Source organism: Novosphingobium sp. (assembly GCF_024642085.1).
Classification (GTDB): domain Bacteria; phylum Pseudomonadota; class Alphaproteobacteria; order Sphingomonadales; family Sphingomonadaceae; genus Novosphingobium.
This window is the reverse complement of record NZ_JAHEBV010000019.1, coordinates 28,164-45,022: the sequence shown is the minus strand read 5'-3', so window position 1 is coordinate 45,022 and position 16,859 is coordinate 28,164. Positions and strand designations below refer to the sequence as shown.

Below are 16,859 nucleotides of genomic sequence, written 5' to 3'. Positions count from 1 at the left end.
TGTCGATTGATAGTGCTAATGGTCTAGAGGCCAGATTGCTGCGCCGTGCGTTTGAAAGACGCGCAATAGGTGCAACGATCCCCTGCCGCCGCGGAACAATGAGGGAAGTTGTACGGCTGCGCGACTTGTCGCAGCACGGCGCACGCCTTTCCAGCGTCGCGCCGCTTCGACCGGGCGTGTCGATCTGGCTTCAGATCGGTAATTTGCGCCCGATTGAAGCGCTGATTGTATGGACCGCCGGACTTGAAGCGGGCTGTATCTTCACAGCACCGCTGCACGCTGCGGTGTTCGACATGCTGACGCTTTAAGCCTCGCCATTCTTGACTTGGGAACCGGCGGTGCTATTGGCCGCCGCGACCGTAACGGGATTCGTCCCCGACCGGTCAGCCGTCCGAGACAGCTGCTGGGGGCCCCCTCCTTAATCTGCAGCCTAGGCGGGGACAGAGATTTAAGCGGACCCCTTGCCTTGCCGGCAAGTGCCGCACCCGGCGTGTTTCACGTCCTCCTTCCCCTTCGAACGGTCTCGCCCGTGGTGCACCAGCGCCATGGACACACGTAGCCGGCCGCACGGGGTTTTCACCCCAGGCGGTCATTTTGAAGGAGTAAGGCATGGATCGTTCGCAAAAAGCCGATTCGGTCGCTTCGCTCAACGCAAGCTTTGCCGAGGCTGGTGTGGTGGTCGTCACCCGCAACCTCGGGCTGACGGTGGCCCAGTCCACCGTTCTGCGCGGCAAGGTGCGCGATGCGGGTGCGACTTACAAGGTTGCGAAGAATCGTCTTGCCAAGCTTGCCATCCAGGACACCGACTACGCCGGCATCGGCGAGTTCCTGACCGGCCCGACCGCTCTTGCCGTTTCGGCAGATCCGGTTGCCGCCGCAAAGGCGGTGGTTGATTTCGCCAAGACGAACGACAAGCTCGAAATCGTTGGCGGATCGATGGGTGCGCAGGTTCTGAACGCGGAAGGGATCAAGGCGCTCGCCTCGATGCCCTCGCTCGACGAACTGCGTGCCAAGGTCATCGGCCTGGTCCAGGCACCGGCCACCAAAGTCGCCCAGCTTGCTACCGCTCCGGCGGCCAAGCTGGCCCGCGTCTTCGGTGCCTATGCCGCCAAGGATGCTGCTTAAGACGTTTTCGTACGATTTACCGGAGTTATGGGCGCCGCCCTCTCCGGCTAACAACTTAGGAGTGAAATACCATGGCTGATATCGCCAAGCTCGTTGAAGAACTTTCGAAGCTGACCGTCCTGGAAGCTGCTGACCTTGCCAAGGCTCTTGAAGAAGCCTGGGGCGTGTCGGCTGCTGCCGCTGTTGCCGTTGCTGCCCCTGCCGGCGGCGGCGCTGCTGCCGAAGCTGCCGAGGAAAAGACCGAATTCGACGTTATCCTGACCGGCGACGGCGGCAACAAGATCGCCGTCATCAAGGAAGTCCGCGCCATCACCGCGCTGGGCCTGACCGAAGCCAAGGCGCTGGTGGAAGCCGCTCCGAAGGCGATCAAGGAAGGCACCAACAAGACCGACGCCGAAGAAATCAAGAAGAAGATCGAAGCCGCTGGCGGCACCGTCGAAATCAAGTAATTTCGAACGGCGATCCTTTTCGGATTACAAGAAAGGGCGGCCTTGCGGGGTCGCCCTTTTTCGTGATCGGTTTCAATCGAGTGGACAGGCCATCTGTCGCCGCACAGCAAGTCCAAGCTAGAAGGGAGCCGACACCTTGCGGTCCCGACTCCCTTCCGTGCGACCCGAAGGACCCGTGCTTGACGCAGCAGTATACCTCAGGGATTCCTTGTTCAGGACTCAACTAACAAATGCCGCAAGGCAGCGTTAGTTCCCAAAAGATCAGAAGCCAGATAAAGCATGGTGCGACCTGGCAGTCCACGCACTAGCACACACCTGCGATGACATAATCCACACATCCAAGCTGAAAAGCGCAAAAATCCCGACGTAACGCCTTCCGGTTGCGCCAAACTATCACTAACCGAACGGCCCTTATGGCTATTGCTGCAACTTCCGGCGCCTGGCGCAGCGAACTGCGGGCAATGCTTTGGCTTGCTGCGCCGCTCGCTGCTGCAAATCTCCTGCAGATGCTGGTTTACTCGATTGATGTAATCTTTGTGGCGCGGCTGGGCGAACAAGCGCTTTCGGCATCGTCTCTGGCAGTTTCGCTGTTCGGCATCATGATGTGGTGCTTTTCAGGCCTGACAAGTGCCTGCGCGCCGATCATCGCCGCTGAGCTTGGCCGCCGCCGTCACGCGGTGCGCGAAGTGCGGCGTTCGGTTCGCATGGCGCTGTGGCTGGCATTGGTGTGCTCTTTGCTGGGCATGGCAATTTGCTTATTCGGGGAAGGTTTCATGCTGCTGACCGGGCAGGAACCGGTCGTCTCGCGCCGGGCGGGCGCGTTCCTTGCAATTCTGCTGTGGGCGATGCCCGCAGCAATTATTGCAAATGTCCTGCGCACTTTTGTGGCTGCACTGGGCCGGCCGGTCTTCGCCACGCTGATCACCTTGCTGTCGATCGTGGTCAACTCTGTTGGCAACTATGCGTTCGTTTTCGGTCATTTCGGAGCCCCGCAAATGGGGCTAGATGGATCGGCGGTTTCCAGCGTGCTGACCAGCTGGATCGGGGTTGCCGCCTATGCCGCTGCAATCGCCACTGATCGCAGGCTGCGGCGCTATCGCATCTTCGGCAACTGGTGGCGGCCGGAATGGCAACGGCTGCGCGATCTGGTGCGGATTGGCGTGCCGATTGCCCTGATCATTCTTGCCGAAGGCGGGCTGTTCACCAGTGCTGCCTTCCTGATGGGCCTGATCGGCGAAGCGCAACTGGCCGCGCACACCATCGCGCTGCAACTGGGGGCGCTGGCGTTCCAGATTCCCTTCGGCATCGGCCAGGCAGCCACTATCCGGGTCGGATATCATTTCGGCGCGGGCAATCGGCACGGCATCGGCACGGCCGGGCAGGCCGCACTGCTTATTTCGATGGTCTACATGGCAATCCCGGCGCTGCTCATGCTGTTTGCGCCGTCTCTCTTGCTTAGTCTGTATATCGATCCCTATGCACCAGAGCGCGCCGTCCTGGTGGGATACGCAATTGTGTTTTTGCGCATCGCTGCGGCTTTTCAGTTGTTTGACGGCGCCCAAGCGGTACTGGCCGGCTTGCTTCGCGGATTGCAGGATACGCGGATCCCGATGATAATGGCGCTGACGGGATACTGGATCTTCGGTTTCGGGACTTCGGTTGCGCTTGGGTTTTTTACGCCCCTGGCTGGAGCAGGCGTGTGGGTGGGCTTGGCGACGGGCCTGGTAGTCGTATCGTTCCTGCTTGCCACACGCTGGCGGGGGCGGGGTCGTCTCGGCCTGGAAAGCGCGTCGTTCGCTGGCTGAACAATCTGCAATAATTCCTGCTTCACCGACTTGACGAGGAAGTTGCGCAGACCCATATGCGCCCCGCTGGCACTCTGCATTGAAGAGTGCCAACTGCATTCGTATCACTGGAAGAGAGGCATATTACCATGGCATTCCGTCCGTTGCACGATCGCGTGCTGGTTCGCCGCGTCGAAGCCGAGGAAAAAACCGCCGGCGGCATCATCATCCCCGACAGCGCCAAGGAAAAGCCGGCCGAGGGCGAAGTCGTCGCCGTGGGCGCCGGCTCGAAGGCCGAAGACGGCAAGGTCACACCGCTTGACGTCAAGGCTGGCGACAAGGTCTTGTTCGGCAAGTGGTCGGGCACCGAAGTCAAGCTCGACGGCGAAGACCTGCTGATCATGAAGGAAAGCGACATCCTCGGCATTATTGGCTGAGCAGCGCTTTCTCCCCACGCAATTCTATCTGAAGGAACAGCATCATGGCTGCCAAAGACGTAAAATTCAGCCGCGACGCGCGTGAGCGCATTCTGGCCGGTGTCGATATCCTCGCCAATGCCGTCAAGGTGACGCTGGGGCCCAAGGGCCGCAACGTTGTCATCGACAAGAGCTTCGGCGCGCCCCGCATCACCAAGGACGGCGTCACCGTCGCCAAGGAAATCGAACTGAAGGACAAGTTCGAAAACATGGGCGCGCAAATGCTGCGCGAAGTCGCCAGCAAGACTAACGACCTGGCCGGTGACGGCACTACCACCGCCACCGTCCTAGCCCAGGCAATTGTGCGTGAAGGCATGACCTCGGTCGCTGCCGGCATGAACCCGATGGACTTGAAGCGCGGCATCGATCTCGCGGTTACCAAGGTTATCGAAAACCTGGTCGCACGTTCAAAGCCCGTCGCGGGCTCGTCGGAAATCGCCCAGGTCGGCATCATTTCGGCCAATGGCGATATCGAAGTTGGCCAGAAGATCGCCGAAGCGATGGAAAAGGTCGGCAAGGAAGGCGTTATCACGGTTGAGGAAGCCAAAGGCCTCGAGTTTGAACTCGATGTTGTCGAAGGCATGCAGTTCGACCGCGGCTATCTCTCGCCCTACTTCATCACCAACCCCGACAAGATGACGGTTGAGCTGGAAAACCCCTACATCCTGATCCACGAGAAGAAGCTGTCGTCGCTCCAGGCAATGCTTCCGGTGCTTGAAGCGGTGGTGCAGTCGGGCCGTCCGTTGCTTATCATTGCCGAAGATATCGAAGGCGAAGCCCTGGCTACCCTGGTGGTCAACAAGCTGCGCGGCGGCCTGAAGGTTGCGGCAGTCAAGGCACCCGGCTTCGGCGATCGCCGCAAGGCCATGCTGCAGGACATCGCAATCCTGACGCAGGGTGAGATGATCAGCGAAGACCTGGGCATCAAGCTCGAATCAGTAACCCTGAACATGCTCGGCCAGGCCAAGCGCGTTTCGATCGACAAGGACAACACGACCATCGTCGATGGTGCCGGCGGTTCCGACGACATCAAGAGCCGGGTTGAACAGATCCGTGCCCAGATCGAAACCACCACCAGCGACTACGACAAGGAAAAGCTGCAGGAACGTCTGGCCAAGCTGGCCGGCGGTGTTGCCGTTATCAAGGTCGGCGGGGCTTCGGAAGTCGAAGTCAAGGAACGCAAGGACCGCGTCGACGATGCGCTCCACGCCACCCGCGCTGCGGTTGAAGAAGGCATCGTCCCCGGCGGCGGTACTGCCCTTCTTTATGCCACCAAGAGCCTGGACGGCATGAAGGGCGCCAACGATGACCAGACCAAGGGCATCGACATCGTGCGCAAGGCGATCACCACGCCGCTCAAGCAGATTGCCAGCAACGCGGGCCATGACGGTGCCGTTGTCGCGGGCAACCTGCTGCGCGAAAATGACGAAACCCAGGGCTTCAACGCTGCAACCGACGTATACGAAAACCTGGTTGCGGCCGGCGTGATCGATCCGACCAAGGTCGTGCGCACTGCCCTGCAGGACGCGGCCTCGGTTGCCGGTCTGCTGATCACCACCGAAGCGGCGATTAGCGAAAAGCCCGATGACAAGCCTGCCATGGGCATGCCCCCGGGCGGCGGCATGGGCGGTATGGGCGGTATGGACTTCTAAGTCCGACCGGACAAACGTCGCGATGAAACGGGCCGGGGACGCAAGTTCCCGGCCTTTTTCGTAAGTCCTGGTTCTGCTGCCAACATCGGGTTCCCACGGGTCCTCGCAATAAAAGTGCGTTTCGTCGCAGGTGTCTATCGGCTGCAGGTCACGTTAGCCAAACTGAAAGCATGTTTGGGCTATCGCTGATATCATGAAGAACCGTTTGATCTTACGCGCGTTTTCCGCGCTGGCCCTGATTGGGGCGGCTTCGCCCGTAATTGCCGGTCCATCCACAAACCTTGAATCGACATTCGATCAGACTTTCCGGACGGAAACCAAGGTTCAGCGGTCCGGGACAATCAGCGCGCCCGTTTCGATCCTGCCGGTGCAAACCTGGTCGCCGGCCGCCGCGCCTTCGACTTATACCTCAAGCCTTGAAGCGCAGGTCGCCTCGCTGGCCAATTCCGCACAGGGCCGGATCGGGGTTGCCGCAGTCGACCTTGATACCGGCCGAACCGTCAGCGTGTTGGGCAGCCAGCCGTTCCCGATGGCCAGCACCAGCAAGATTGCCATTGTCGCCGCCTTTCTTCAGGGAGTCGATCAAGGCCGCTATTCCCTGACGGACCGCTATCCGCTCATGCTGCCGGTACCTTCGGCTAAGTATTCCAGCACAATTGCACCGGTGCGTGCCGGGCCGACGCTTTCCGCGCTTGAACTGATCGACCGGACCATCATCCATAGCGACAACCGTGCCACCGACGCACTGCTCAAGGTTGTGGGCGGCCCATCGGCAGTCAATCAGTGGGTGCGCAACTCGGCGGGGCTGTCAGGCTTCCGCCTTGACCGTGATATCGCCACGCTCGTGCGCGATGATGGCCAGTATGATCCGGCCCGCGTGGTTGACCAGCGGGACAGTGCCACACCGCTGACGATGGTTCAGCTGCTGACAGGCATTCATCAGGGCCGCTGGCTAAGCGCGTCGAGCAACGCGGTGCTGCTTTCCGCCATGGAGCGCTGCGTCACCGGGCGCGGCCGGCTCAAGGCACTGCTGCCCGGCGATGCCCGCGTTCTGCATAAGACCGGTACGCTCAGCAACACGTCCAGCGACGTCGGGATCATCAACACCCCCGATGGCCGGACGTTCGCCGTGGCAGTCTATGTTACCGGGCAGGGCGGCAAGACCTACCGGGACGCGCGGATCGCGAGTATCGCACGCGCCATCTACGACGGCTATCAGGTCGAATCGCCCAGCTTCGGACGCTCTGCTTCGCGGTAAGGTGGACGGCGGTACCGCACTGCAGACCGCCGCCGCTCCCGTCCTTATTTCCGACTTGCCATTGCCGCGGCGGACAGTTTGGCAGGCCAGGTGACCTGCGTCTGGGTCTGCGGGTTGAACACTCCGCCCGGATATATCGCGCCTTCCGCTGCGGCGATTTCCGCCTTGGTCACAAAGGCGCTTGGTTCCAGCTTGAACACGTCAATTCCGCGGGTAATCTCGGTCGCGTATATCCTTCCCTTGTACCAATAAGCTGACCAGTAGCCGCCCAAAACCAACTGGTCCTTGTCGATCGGTCCGCGATCGAAATAGGCGATCTCCTTGGGATTTGCCGCATCGGTAAAGTCGATCACGCTGATTCCGCCCTGATACCAGGCCTGGACAAAGATATCGCGCCCCGGGACCGGGATGATCGAGCCATTGTGGGCGACGCAATTTTCCTTGTCGGTCTGCGGTGCCGGCAGTTTGTAATGGCCGCGATAGACCAGCTTGCCGTTGTCGATCCCATAGAAAGCATCGGCGCCCCAGGTCGTGGGATCGCCAGCCTGGCAGCGCGGCCGCATGCCTCCGCCCCATTCATCGGTGAACAGTACCTTGGTGCCGTCGTTGTTGAATGTGGCCGAATGCCAATAGGCGAAGGATTTGTCCGAAACGTCGTCGATCCGCCTTGGCTTCATCGGATCAGAGATGTCGAGCAGGATGCCGTTGCCCGAACAGGCTCCGGCGGCCAGCTTCTTGGCCGGAAACACGGTGATATCATGGCACTGGTCGGTTACTTCGGTGTCCTGGGTCCCATCGCCATGGTCCCCGCCGCGCCACAGCCCTGCTATCTTGCCATCGGCGGAGAACACCCGGGGGCGATCGACGATGCGCGCAGCGGCGGGATTGGCCACCGGCACTTCGATCACGTCGATGCTGAACAGCGCAGTTTCATCGCCGCCTTGGTCGATGCAGCCCGCCAGCTCGGCAGTTTCACGCACATACGACGTGCCCGAAGCGTAAAGGACGATGCGGTTGGTATCAGCATCGACCACGGAATGCGTGTGACTGCCCCGGCAGGTCTGGACCTGTCCAACCTGGCGCGGATTGGCCAGATCCGAGATATCAAAAATCCGCACCCCGCGAAAACGCTCTGTATTGACCTTGCCGGTCACGCCCTGCAGCCCGCAATCGGTCCGGCCGCGTGGCTCCTCGACGCTCATCACCAGCAGCTTGCCGACGACCGATATGTCGCCCTGTCCGCCCGGGCAGACGACCGAACTGATTAACGAGGGTACCCCATCCTTGCCCAGCCGGTAGGCGTTGAAGCCGTGAAAACTGCCGGCAATCATCACATCGCCGGCAAAGGCCATGTCGGAATTCATAAAGTCGAGCAGCGCCCAGCGATCGGCAAACTCGGGCTTGGGCGGCTCGGCCTCGGTCTTGACGGCATCGGGTTTCTTTGCAGCCTCGGCTTTCTTGGCGTCTTCAGCCTTCTTTGCCGCGTCTTCCTTTTTCGCCTCATCTTCCTTCTTGGCCTTTAGCGGCATCAGTCCGGCCGGATTTTTGGGGTCATAAAATCCGACCGGCTTGGTCAGGCTGGCAACCTTCTTCATATTGAGAATTGCTTCACCCGCGGTGCGGAATCCGGGGGTCAGCGTGGCGCGGGGATCTCCGGAAAGGCTGCCAAGCACCTTGTTCATCCGGTCAATTTCGGTCTTCTGATCATTGGTCACATCAGTGGTGAACTGGAACATCGCGGGATCATAAACGCTGCCCTGTGTGCGCAGCAGGTCGCGGACCATGTCCAGCGCGCCCCGATGGTGCGGGATCATGAGTTGCAGAAACATCCGGTCAAACGCTGTACCATTCGCTGCGCTCAGCGCCGCCATCTGTTCAGGTGTGGCCATGCCTTTCATCAGACCCGTTCCAGACATGGCATGATCGCCGTGCATGGCATGATCCATCGCCGGCATCGCCAGCGACTCGCCCCGATCGCCTAGCCACTTGCGCATGAATTTCATTTCGTCGGCCTGGCCGGCATCAATCCGTCCCGCGACAGCGATGATATCCGGGTTGTTGGTCCGCGTCTTCACCAGGCCGGCCATGTCGACAGCCTGCTGGTGGTGCACAATCATGTGCTGCATGAAAGCGACGTCAGCGGGCGAATAGCTTGCATTGGCCAGCTTCACCGCATCTGCCGCGCTGATCGCCCGGCTTGGCTGACCCGGTGCACCGGGCATAACGATCGGCGCGGTCTGGGCCAGTGCGCCGCCCGCCGTTGTCGCCAGAAGGCCTGCCACTGCAAGCCGCACCATGGTACGCATCATCTCTCTCCCTGTTAGCCGTTGGCAAGGGGGCTAACACGGGACAGGGGACAAAATGAAGCGCTATGTCATTCAGCCATAAAGCGCTTTGCGCGGTCCCAAATAGCCGAACAGATAGGCGCCTACCTTGCGCATCTGAATCTCTTCCGCGCCTTCGGTGATGCGGTAGCGGCGATGGTGACGGAAGATATGTTCAAACGGCTTGTGGCGTGAATAGCCGATCCCCCCGTGGACCTGCATGGCCCGGTCGGCGGCCTCGCAGACCAGCCGGTTGGCGTAGTAATTGCACATCGAAATCTTGTCGGACAGCGCGTGTTCAATCTCTTTGTGGGGCATCTGGTCCATGTCCCACGCCGTCTTGTAGATCAGCATCCGCAGCATTTCACACTGGGTCGCAAGTTCGACCAGCGGAAACTGGATGCCCTGGTTTTCGGCCAATGCCTTGCCAAACGGCTTGCGTTGCCGAGCATAGCGCACCGATTCCTCAACGCAAAAAGTTGCCGCGCCCAGCGAACTGGCCGCCTGGCGGATGCGGTTCTGGTGAACAAAGCTTTGCGCCAGGCTAAGCCCGCGGCCCTCCTCGCCCAGAATGGCAGAATGCGGCACCCACACATCGCTCAGCGTGAAGCGCGCATGATCGGTCGGCATATTGAAGGTCCACATGAATTCGTTGATCTGCAACCCCGGGGACGGCACCGGCGTAAGAAAGCAGGTGATCCCGCGTGCGTCGCCCGGGTTGCCGCCGGTCCGCGCAAACAGCGCGACATGGGTGACCGCATGCATCCCGGTGATCCACATCTTGGCGCCGTTGATCAGCCACCCGGCGACGCCATCGCGCTCGCAGGGCACCGCGTGGGTTTCCATCCAGGTAGCATCGCTGCCGTGGTCGGGCTCCGTCAGGCCGAAGGCGACGCGGCGCTCCCCGGAAAAGCCGCCAAGGATGAACTCGTCCTTCTGTGCTTCGGTGCCAAACTCGTCATACATGGCAACGAACGGAAAGTTGCCAACGATCGAGTGTTCATTCTGAAGATCGTTGTGGAGGCCAAGTCCCTTCTGCGCAAAGCGGTCACGGATAACGGCCATCCACAGGTTTGAGCCATCCTTCCCGCCATACTTCTTGGGTGCCGAAAAGCGCCAGTGTCCTGCTGCGTCCGCTTTGCGTTTGGCGGCAACCAGCAGTTGCTCCCATTCCGGGCGCGGCAACCCGCCATCGTCGAAATCGGTTCGGGCCCATTCACGGCGATGGTCGAAAAAGCGGATATTGTCGTCCTGCTGTTCCAGCGGCTTGATCTCGGCAGCGATGAACGCGTCCAGTTCGTCCAGATACGCGACAAGGTCTTGGGGCAGTGCAAAGTCCATGTCTCAGAGTCCTTCCCAGCGGATTCGCGCCAGTTCCAGCGCAGGATATTTCGGCATATCGGCAGCCAGCTTGTCCAGCGCCATGCGGCGCAGCCGGGCCAGCAAACGGGGGGTGGCCAGATCGGCTGTACCGGCCAGCAGATCAGCAGACAGGGCCGCGTCGGTCACGGCTGGACGCTGCGCAAGCTCGCGCGCGGCGATACCCAGCGCATTGCGTGCAACGGCCAGGTTGAACTTGTCACGTCCGCTGACAAGCGGCTTGATGTCGCTGGCCAGCCATTCCGACACCGCCTCTAGCACTTCGCTGCCATTGGGTTCGCCGGTGCCGGGTTGGATAACGTGTTGGCGGGGCGGCAGCGGACGGCTGCGTTCCGCCTCGGGGGCCAGATCTTCCAGCAGCAGCAGCAGATCCAGTTCCTGTTCGCTGGTCCGCCGCGCCACGACGACGCGTTCCACCGCACGGTCATGGCCGTCGCGCCAGTATCCGCCCATTTGCAGGCAGCCCAGCGCCCACCAGAACGTGCGATAGACAGTCCAGAAGCGGAACCGCTGCGGATTGATGGTAACGCCGCCCGCCGCTTCATAGGCTTCGAACAGCTGGTCAAGCGTGGTCAGCCCGTATCCTGGGCGATCAGGGCGCGAAAAGCGCCACACAGTCATGCAGCCAAAGGCCAGATCTTCATGCGGATCACCCAGATGCGCCAGTTCCCAATCGAGCACGCCCGACAGCCGGCCGCAGTTCGGCCCTTCCACTTCAACCAGCAGATTTCCCAGCCGGAAATCACCATGTACCAGCCGCGGCGTGACGGGGGGCGGCAGGTTATTTTCCAGCCAGCGCAGGGCCAGGGCCAGAATCGGCCGGTCGCCGCCATAGGTCAGAAACCGTGTCTTCAGATCGGACAAGGCGGCACACGTGTCCATCACCGGAGCGGGCAGTCCATCAACCGACAGGTTATGGACCGCAGCCAGTTCGCGGGCGATGTCGCCAATCAGCGGGGCCGGATCGGCAGCGGCGAGAATCGCGTGCGGATCCGGCGTTCCCGGCATTGCGCGCATGATGAAGCCGCTGCCGATCCGGTCTTCGGGATCAAGGTCAACCAGTACTTCAGGTGCCATGACCCCGCCGGCCCGTGCCGCCCGGATCAGGCTGGCTTCGGCAGCATGGTCCATCGGCCTACCGACCATAAGTTCGGCTGCTGCGGCGCGGCGCAGGATCAAGGTCTCGGCGCCAGCGGTGAAGCGCCAGCTTTCCATATTGGCGCCGCCGGACAGCCGTTCCAATCCTGCCGGCGCAGGCAGACCGGCGCGCGCCAATGCGCGGGTCAGTCCTTGCGCCAGCAGATCGGCCGGGGTGGGGGACATGCCGAAGCTCCTCTCGGCCCCCGTTCGGGGGCTATTCCGGCGCAGTGTTAATCGCGCGGTTAAACCAGTCAAGCGCCTTGGCGCACGTGCGGCAAGGCAAGTCTGGCCGCAAGCACGGCCAGGGCCAGCCACAGCCCAGCAATCAAAGCCGCAGCCAATCGGCTGACCGGTCGCTGGGCCAGTACGGCGGCCTTGCCGCGCAGATCTGCCAGTACGGCAGGCTCAATCATCCTTACCGCAAGCCATATCCCTGCCGGAACGATCAGCAGATCGTCCAGATAACCAAGCACCGGAATGAAATCGGGAATGAGGTCAACCGGGCTGAAGGCATAGGCCGCCACGGCGCCCGCCAGTGCCTTGGCGTACCATGCCACGCGGGGATCGCGCGCGGCCAGCCACAACGTCAGCGCATCACGCTTCAACGCCTTTGCCCAGGTGCGGATTGTCATGGCTAGGTATACCTTGATTGCGCCGGCAAAGAAAAAGGGCGCGAAGGTTGCCCTTCGCGCCCCAATTCTGTGCCTGCCGGCGAAGATTACATCTTCTTGGCGGCATCCGCAGCAGCTGCAGCAGCGTCAGCAGCAGCGCCCGAAGCGGCAGTAGCCGAATCAGCAGCAGCGTCAGCGGCGCCCGAAGCGGCAGCGGCGGTGTCGGCAGCAGCGGCCGAACCCATCGCGGCGGTGTCGGCAGCAGCGTCCGAAGCAGCGGCAGCGGCGTCGGTGGCAGCTTCCGAAGCGGCGACAGCGGCGTCTTCAGCCTTTTCGCCCGAGCAGGCCGAGAGAGCGAGAGCGGCGCCAGCGGCGGCAGCGATAACGATCTTGCGCATGAATTGGTATCCTTAGAACAGCGAGTGGACCACGCGCGGCCACCTTTTACCTGAGCCTGGGCAGATAGCCTGCACCGGGCGGCGGGTAAGCGCGACCGAACGGAAAGCCTACCTTATCAGTAGACTTCGCGCGGACAAATAATGCCCTTCGTGTGAGGATGCAAGCACAAGTCGCTGCGCCATCGCAATGATGCACAGTTTTTGGGTCTATCCCTTGGCTAACCGTCAATTGTGGCGCCGATATGACGCCATGCTGCGGCGATCCGATTTTTGTTCACCCAGCACGCCGCAAAAGTCAGCTCCGGCGGCTTACCCTGCGCGGTCCATCCTGCTAATCCGCTAGGATGGAGCCCAAGCAGCATCTCTATCTGGTCGATGGATCGGCCTACATCTTTCGCGCTTATCACCGCCTGCCGCCGCTGACCAACCCGCAAGGTACACCGGTTGGCGCGGTCTATGGCTATACGACCATGCTGTGGAAGCTGGCCGACGATCTCAACAAGGCGGACGGCCCCACACATCTGGCGGTGATTCTCGATGCATCGAGTATTTCGTTCCGCAACGAAATCTACGACCAGTACAAGGCGAATCGCCCCCCGCCGCCCGAGGATCTGGTTCCGCAATTCCCCCTGATCCGCGATGCCACCCGCGCCTTCAGCCTGCCCTGCATTGAAGAGCAGGGGCTGGAAGCGGACGATCTTATTGCATCCTATGCCCGCGCTGCGACCGAACGCGGCTGGGACGTGACGATTGTGTCATCGGACAAGGACCTGATGCAGCTGGTCGGCAAGTGCGGCAAGGGCGGCGGCTGTGTCGACATGCTTGACACCATGAAGAACCAGCGGATCGACGTGGCCGAGGTTGAGGAAAAGTTCGGGGTAAAGCCTGAACTGGTCGGCGATGTGCTGGCGCTGATGGGCGATTCTGTCGATAATGTACCCGGCATCCGCGGCATCGGCCCGAAGACGGCAACCAAGCTGATCCAGGAACACGGCGGCCTGGAAGCGGCCTTGGCCGCAGCCGGGGACATGAAACCGTCGAAACTGCGCGAAAGTCTGATTGAACAGGCCGATATGGCGCGGCTATCGCGCGTGCTGGTTCAGCTCAAGGAAGATTGTGCGCTGCCCTTGCCGATCGAGGACATGAAGCTGGATGCGATCCCCCCCGATCCGCTGATCCACTTTCTGACCGAACATGGCTTTACCAGTCTGCTGCGGCGTCTTGGCGAAGGACGCGGCAGCCCGGAACGCGCGACCCAGCTCAACCCGGCCAAAGCGGTAACGCCCGGCACCCAGGCGGCACTTTCGGGAAATCGCCAACCGCTCGCCGCCATGCCGGCGGTTGACCGCGCTGCCTATGCCTGCGTCCAGGATGAGGCCGCGCTGGTCCAGTGGATCGAACGCGCCTTTGCCGCGCGGGTGCTGGCAATCGACACAGAAACGTCGGCGCTCGACGCGATGCGTGCCGATCTGGCAGGGATCAGCCTGGCGCTGGGACCGAACGATGCCTGCTATATCCCTCTGGGCCACGGCGGCAGCGACATGTTTGCCGAGCGGCCTGCCCAGATTGGCACGACCCGCGCTATCGCCCTGCTGCAACCGCTGTTGGAAAGCGATGCGGTGCTCAAGATCGGGCAGAACATCAAGTATGATATCAACGTGCTTGCCCGCCACGGCATATCGGTTGCGCCAATCGACGATACCATGATCATCAGCTTCGATCTGGACGCCGGACGCAGCGAAGACGGGATCGGCGGCGGCCACGGCATGGATGAATTGTCCGTGCGCCACCTTGGCCATGCCACGCTGACCTTCAAGGATATCTGCGGCACCGGCAAGAAGGCAATTTCCTTTGGCGAGGTCCCGCTGGACCGTGCCACGCAATATGCCGCTGAGGATGCCGATGTCACCTGGCGGCTGCACCGCGTGCTCAAACCGCGCCTGTCAGACGAAGGCGCCACCCGAGTCTACGAACGGGTGGACCGCCCGCTGATCCCGGTGGTGGCGCAGATGGAACGTCATGGCATCAAGGTAGACCGTGAGCGGCTGGCCGGGCTTTCAGCAACTTTTGCCGAGCAGATGGCCGCACTGGAAACGGAAATCCACGGGCTTGCCGGTACGCCTTTTACCATAGGCAGTCCCAAGCAATTGGGCGAAGTGCTGTTCGACAAGCTGGGCTACAAAGGCGGCAAGAAGGGCAAGACAGGGCAGTATTCCACCGACCAGTCGGTGCTGGAAGGTCTGGCCGCGGAAGGCGCGCCGATTGCCAACAAGGTGCTGGAATACCGTCAGCTCTCCAAGCTGCGCTCCACCTATACAGAGGCGCTGCAGGCAGCGATCAACCCCGCTACCGGTAGGGTCCATACCAGCTACAGTCTGGTCGGGGCGCAGACCGGGCGCCTGTCATCGACCGATCCGAACCTGCAGAACATTCCGATCCGTACCGAAATCGGCCGGCAGATCCGCGATTGCTTCGTGGCGGAACCAGGCAACGTACTACTGGCTGCCGACTACAGCCAGATCGAGCTGCGCCTGGCCGCACACATGGCCGATGTACCTGCGCTCAAGGAAGCTTTCGCCAATGGCGAGGATATTCACGCCCGCACCGCGCAGGAAATGTTCGGAGAGGTCAACCGCGACACCCGCGGCCGGGCCAAGACGATCAATTTCGCGATCCTTTACGGCATCAGCCGTTGGGGATTGGGCGGGCGGCTGGGAGTGACGTCGGACGAAGCCCAGGCGATGATCGACCGCTATTTCGAACGTTTCCCTGGGATTCAGCGCTACATCCACGAAACGCTGGATGCAGTGCGCGAGCGCGGTTTTTCCGAAACGCTGTTTGGCCGAAAAACCTGGTTTCCGCGGATCAAGTCCAGCCAGCAGGCCGAACGCCAGGGTAGCGAGCGTGCGGCAATCAACGCGCCGATCCAGGGCACGGCGGCCGATATCATCAAGCGGGCCATGGCGCGGATGATGCCCGCGCTTGAAGCAGCCGGTCTGGGCCATGTCCGGATGTTGCTGCAAGTCCATGACGAACTGGTGTTTGAACTGCCCGAAGCGGACGTCGCCGCCGCGTCCGCAGTTATCCGTACAGTGATGGAAGGCGCCGCCGCTCCTGCGGTAGAGATGACCGTCGCGTTAGGCGTGGAGATCGGTTCAGGGGAAAGCTGGGGGGCAGCACATTGAGCGGTACGATTATGGCGAAAATGCCAGCCGGTTTGCCCTCTGCCGATGCCGTCTTTACCTGGTCGCAGCAATTGACCAAGGCGGCTATCTATGGCGGCATTGCGGTGGGCGTCGCGATGGCGCTGCACCTTATCGCCTTTTGGCTTTTGAGCCGCGCCGCACGGTTCTCCGCCACACAGGGCGACGATCTTTTCTTCGCCCGGATTCGGATGCCGATACTGTGGTTGATGATCGCCGTCAGCATTTCGGTGGCGGCTGAAAATAATGCGCTTATCGCCAGAGTTTGGGGTGAGATTGGCCGGTTTGTCGAGCCGGCGCTGTTCGGCTGGTTGTTTTTCGCCATGGTCAAGGCCTTTGCCGCAGCGATGGAGCAGCGCACCGAGGCTGACCCCGACGAACTGGCGGCGCGAAGCCGGCGAACCCGCATAGCCATATTTTCCCGCACTGCGGGCTTCATGATCGTGTTCGTGACCGTGGCGCTGGTGCTGTTCGGTATCCCGGCAGTCAGAAATATCGGAACGACCCTGCTGGCTTCGGCTGGTCTTGCCACCCTGGCCGTCGGCGCTGCTGCACAGCCAGCCTTGAAGTCGCTGATCGCCGGCATCCAGATCGCCCTGACCGAACCGATCCGCATTGGTGATTTTGTGGTGATCGATGGCGAAAACGGACGGGTTGAGGATATCCGCCTTAGCTACGTCGTCATCCGCACCGGCGATGAACGCCGGATCATTGTGCCCACGTCCAAGTTTCTTGACGGCAGCTTCCAGAACTGGACCCGCGCCGGGGGCGGGATCACCGGATCGGTGGTCCTGCCGATCAAGCCGGGCAACCCAATCGGCCCGATCCGCGAAGCCTACGAAGCACTGCTGACCGCCAACCCTGATTGGGACAAGCGCACTGGCGCCTTGCAGGTCAGCGAGGCGCAGGTCGGATCGATTGAACTCAAATTGGTGATGAGTGCTGCCGGACCGACCGCGCTTGGCCGTTTGCGCCCGGCCATGCGCGAGGCCATGCTTGAATGGCTGCGCGAAAACATGCCAGACGCGCTGTGCGACAGGGTCTGACCCCTCCCTTTCG

Annotated in this window: 14 protein-coding genes; 9 read left to right on the top strand and 5 right to left on the bottom strand. The window is 61.6% G+C overall.

What is annotated here, in order from left to right; all coding sequences use genetic code 11:
* From Q0L62_RS09395 to Q0L62_RS09365, 7 genes are all read left to right on the top strand, one after another.
* On the top strand, positions 1-308 hold a 308-nt coding region (locus Q0L62_RS09395), incomplete at its 5' end, for a PilZ domain-containing protein (RefSeq protein WP_296679176.1).
* A 301-nt stretch (positions 309-609) separates the two neighbouring features.
* Positions 610-1,125, top strand: a complete 516-nt coding sequence (gene rplJ, locus Q0L62_RS09390) for a 50S ribosomal protein L10 (protein WP_296679174.1) — start codon at positions 610-612, stop codon at positions 1,123-1,125.
* A 71-nt stretch (positions 1,126-1,196) separates the two neighbouring features.
* Positions 1,197-1,574 (top strand): 50S ribosomal protein L7/L12, encoded by a 378-nt coding sequence (gene rplL / locus Q0L62_RS09385; protein ID WP_296679172.1) that lies wholly within the window; start codon positions 1,197-1,199, stop codon positions 1,572-1,574.
* A gap of 413 nt (positions 1,575-1,987) precedes the next feature.
* Complete coding sequence (locus Q0L62_RS09380) at positions 1,988-3,379, top strand: MATE family efflux transporter (RefSeq protein ID WP_296679171.1); 1,392 nt, start codon at positions 1,988-1,990, stop codon at positions 3,377-3,379.
* A gap of 128 nt (positions 3,380-3,507) precedes the next feature.
* On the top strand, positions 3,508-3,795 hold the full coding sequence (groES, locus tag Q0L62_RS09375; protein ID WP_292997012.1) for a co-chaperone GroES: 288 nt from the start codon (positions 3,508-3,510) through the stop codon (positions 3,793-3,795).
* A gap of 44 nt (positions 3,796-3,839) precedes the next feature.
* Positions 3,840-5,486, top strand: a complete 1,647-nt coding sequence (gene groL, locus Q0L62_RS09370) for a chaperonin GroEL (RefSeq protein WP_296679168.1) — start codon at positions 3,840-3,842, stop codon at positions 5,484-5,486.
* A 193-nt stretch (positions 5,487-5,679) separates the two neighbouring features.
* Entirely contained in the window at positions 5,680-6,744 is a 1,065-nt protein-coding gene (locus Q0L62_RS09365; protein ID WP_296679166.1) for a serine hydrolase, read from the top strand.
* 44 nt (positions 6,745-6,788) lie between these two features.
* Here Q0L62_RS09365 and Q0L62_RS09360 read toward each other — a convergent pair whose 3' ends face one another.
* From Q0L62_RS09360 to Q0L62_RS09340, 5 genes are all read right to left on the bottom strand, one after another.
* The gene (locus tag Q0L62_RS09360) at positions 6,789-9,053 is read right to left on the bottom strand and encodes a DUF305 domain-containing protein (RefSeq protein ID WP_367183283.1); all 2,265 of its coding nucleotides are present in this window, start codon (positions 9,051-9,053) and stop codon (positions 6,789-6,791) included.
* A gap of 69 nt (positions 9,054-9,122) precedes the next feature.
* On the bottom strand, positions 9,123-10,409 hold the full coding sequence (locus Q0L62_RS09355) for an acyl-CoA dehydrogenase family protein (protein WP_296679165.1): 1,287 nt from the start codon (positions 10,407-10,409) through the stop codon (positions 9,123-9,125).
* Between the two features lie 3 nt (positions 10,410-10,412).
* A complete protein-coding gene (locus tag Q0L62_RS09350) occupies positions 10,413-11,771 on the bottom strand; it encodes a phosphotransferase family protein (RefSeq protein WP_296679164.1) in 1,359 nt (452 codons plus the stop codon).
* A 68-nt stretch (positions 11,772-11,839) separates the two neighbouring features.
* A complete protein-coding gene (locus Q0L62_RS09345; RefSeq protein WP_296679162.1) occupies positions 11,840-12,220 on the bottom strand; it encodes a DUF1232 domain-containing protein in 381 nt (126 codons plus the stop codon).
* Positions 12,221-12,306: 86 nt separating this feature from the next.
* The gene (locus Q0L62_RS09340) at positions 12,307-12,597 is read right to left on the bottom strand and encodes an entericidin EcnAB (protein ID WP_296679160.1); all 291 of its coding nucleotides are present in this window, start codon (positions 12,595-12,597) and stop codon (positions 12,307-12,309) included.
* Between the two features lie 344 nt (positions 12,598-12,941).
* On the opposite strand from Q0L62_RS09340, the gene polA reads away from it, so the two are divergent.
* Both polA and Q0L62_RS09330 read left to right on the top strand, forming a co-directional pair.
* The gene (gene polA, locus Q0L62_RS09335; RefSeq protein WP_296679159.1) at positions 12,942-15,782 is read left to right on the top strand and encodes a DNA polymerase I; all 2,841 of its coding nucleotides are present in this window, start codon (positions 12,942-12,944) and stop codon (positions 15,780-15,782) included.
* Positions 15,779-16,846 (top strand): mechanosensitive ion channel domain-containing protein, encoded by a 1,068-nt coding sequence (locus tag Q0L62_RS09330; RefSeq protein ID WP_296679158.1) that lies wholly within the window; start codon positions 15,779-15,781, stop codon positions 16,844-16,846. Before polA ends, Q0L62_RS09330 begins: the two co-directional genes overlap by 4 nt.
* The last annotated feature ends 13 nt before the right edge of the window (positions 16,847-16,859 follow it).

Bases quoted from the DNA above. Each gene is read 5' to 3' on its own strand.
- rplJ (WP_296679174.1), top strand. From the start codon at position 610: ATGGATCGTTCGCAAAAAGCCGATTCGGTCGCTTCGCTCAACGCAAGC.
- rplL (WP_296679172.1), top strand. From the start codon at position 1,197: ATGGCTGATATCGCCAAGCTCGTTGAAGAACTTTCGAAGCTGACCGTC.
- Q0L62_RS09380 (WP_296679171.1), top strand. From the start codon at position 1,988: ATGGCTATTGCTGCAACTTCCGGCGCCTGGCGCAGCGAACTGCGGGCA.
- groES (WP_292997012.1), top strand. From the start codon at position 3,508: ATGGCATTCCGTCCGTTGCACGATCGCGTGCTGGTTCGCCGCGTCGAA.
- groL (WP_296679168.1), top strand. From the start codon at position 3,840: ATGGCTGCCAAAGACGTAAAATTCAGCCGCGACGCGCGTGAGCGCATT.
- Q0L62_RS09365 (WP_296679166.1), top strand. From the start codon at position 5,680: ATGAAGAACCGTTTGATCTTACGCGCGTTTTCCGCGCTGGCCCTGATT.
- Q0L62_RS09360 (WP_367183283.1), bottom strand. From the start codon at position 9,053: ATGATGCGTACCATGGTGCGGCTTGCAGTGGCAGGCCTTCTGGCGACA.
- Q0L62_RS09355 (WP_296679165.1), bottom strand. From the start codon at position 10,409: ATGGACTTTGCACTGCCCCAAGACCTTGTCGCGTATCTGGACGAACTG.
- Q0L62_RS09350 (WP_296679164.1), bottom strand. From the start codon at position 11,771: ATGTCCCCCACCCCGGCCGATCTGCTGGCGCAAGGACTGACCCGCGCA.
- Q0L62_RS09345 (WP_296679162.1), bottom strand. From the start codon at position 12,220: ATGACAATCCGCACCTGGGCAAAGGCGTTGAAGCGTGATGCGCTGACG.
- Q0L62_RS09340 (WP_296679160.1), bottom strand. From the start codon at position 12,597: ATGCGCAAGATCGTTATCGCTGCCGCCGCTGGCGCCGCTCTCGCTCTC.
- polA (WP_296679159.1), top strand. From the start codon at position 12,942: ATGGAGCCCAAGCAGCATCTCTATCTGGTCGATGGATCGGCCTACATC.